Here is a 1,635-nt window from a genome sequence, read left to right as displayed (position 1 = left end):
AGCTATAACATTAAAACCGAAAAGAGAGAGGCGGGGCTTTGCCCCGCCTCTCTCTTTTCGGTTTTATGTCCTGATACACTGGGCGATAGCTATAATTTTGCAATTAAAACGTAGAATTACCTATGCCCTTGTAACTCGCTTCCCCATTTCCGAATACTTTCCCAGACATTTAAATCCAGCCAGCAAGTTATATGAGCAAAGACTTTGAATCTATCAGCGATCGCTTACCTCCACAAAATATTGAGGCTGAGGAGGCCGTCTTAGGCGGGATCTTGATCGATCCAGAGGCAGTGTCACGGGTGCTCGATACTCTTCGTCCCGAAATGTTCTATGTTGCAGCACATCAGGAAATCTTTCGAGCTTGCTTGATGCTAAATAATCAGTCCAATCCGACGGACATGATGAGTCTGACCACATGGCTCAGCGATCGCGATATGCTCGAAAAAATCGGCGGTCAAACTAAAATTGCCCAGCTTTGCGATCGCACCGTCAGCGCCGTCAATATCGACTTTTATGCTCAACTCGTAGCTGATAAATATGCCCGTCGTAAACTGGCTGAAGCCGCCAGAGGCGTAGTTGAGATTAGTTACAGCAATGAAATCGAACTGCCGCAACTCCTCGATCAATCCGAACAAAAGATTTTTGCGGTGACCCAATCTCGCGCTCAGCAGGGGCTTACCCCCGCCGCCGATATTCTCACTAAGACCTTTTACGAACTCGAAAATCGGTTCAACTCCCTTGGTACGGGTAATTCCACGGCGACGGGTTTAATTACAGGATTTTATGATTTTGATGCCATGACGAATGGCTTGCAGCGATCAGACTTGATTATCTTGGCTGGTCGTCCTTCAATGGGTAAAACTGCCTTTGGGCTAGAAGTAGCTCGCAAAATGGCAGAAATCCATAGATTGCCCGTGGCGATCTTTAGTTTGGAAATGTCTAAGGAGCAGTTAGTTTATCGCTTACTAGCCAGTCAGTCTAAGGTGCGTTCCAGTGACATGGGCATTGATAGCAATCGTCTGCGTACGGGACAGATTAGCGAAAATGAATGGGGCACTGTTGCGATGGCGATCAGTGGACTTTCTGAACTGCCCATCTTTATCGATGATACGCCTAATCCGCCGATTACGGAATTACGCTCTAAGGCTCGCCGTTTACAATCAGAAAAAGGAGGTGTACTTGGGCTGATTTTAATTGATTATTTGCAATTAATGGAAGGTTCGGGTTCCGACAATCGCGTCCAAGAGATCTCCCGCATTACGCGATCGCTCAAAGCTTTAGCCCGTGAATTAAATGTACCTGTGATTGCTCTATCCCAGTTAAGTCGCGGGGTAGAAGCTAGAACTAACAAGCGTCCAATGCTATCAGATCTGAGAGAATCGGGTTCGATCGAGCAGGATGCCGACTTAGTGATTAATCTCTATCGTGATGAGTATTACAACCCCGAAACTCCTGATCGCGGAGTCGCCGAAATTATCATCGCCAAACACCGTAATGGTCCCGTTGGCACGGTCAAACTACTATTTGAACCCCGCCTGACCAAGTTTGAAAATATGGCTTCCAGCCGTAATTAGAAATTAATTAAAATTTTTAGTTAAGTAGCTGGGCATAATTAAAACCCAAAAACCTGTAGCG

At 46.1% G+C, this 1,635-nt stretch carries 1 protein-coding gene; it reads left to right on the top strand.

Annotation, left to right across the window (positions count from 1 at the left end; translation table 11 throughout):
• The first annotated feature begins 191 nt into the window (after positions 1–191).
• Complete coding sequence (gene dnaB, locus AC805_RS16365) at positions 192–1,574, top strand: replicative DNA helicase (protein ID WP_009627294.1); 1,383 nt, start codon at positions 192–194, stop codon at positions 1,572–1,574.
• Positions 1,575–1,635: the final 61 nt, after the last annotated feature.

It is taken from the genome of Pseudanabaena sp. 'Roaring Creek', assembly GCF_001402795.1.
Classification (GTDB): Bacteria; Cyanobacteriota; Cyanobacteriia; order Pseudanabaenales; family Pseudanabaenaceae; genus Pseudanabaena.
The sequence above is the reverse complement of the archived record's forward strand: the minus strand, read 5'-3'. Positions and strand labels throughout refer to the sequence as shown.

Excerpts from the sequence above, each read along its gene's own strand:
- dnaB (WP_009627294.1), top strand. The coding sequence starts at position 192 with ATGAGCAAAGACTTTGAATCTATCAGCGATCGCTTACCTCCACAAAAT.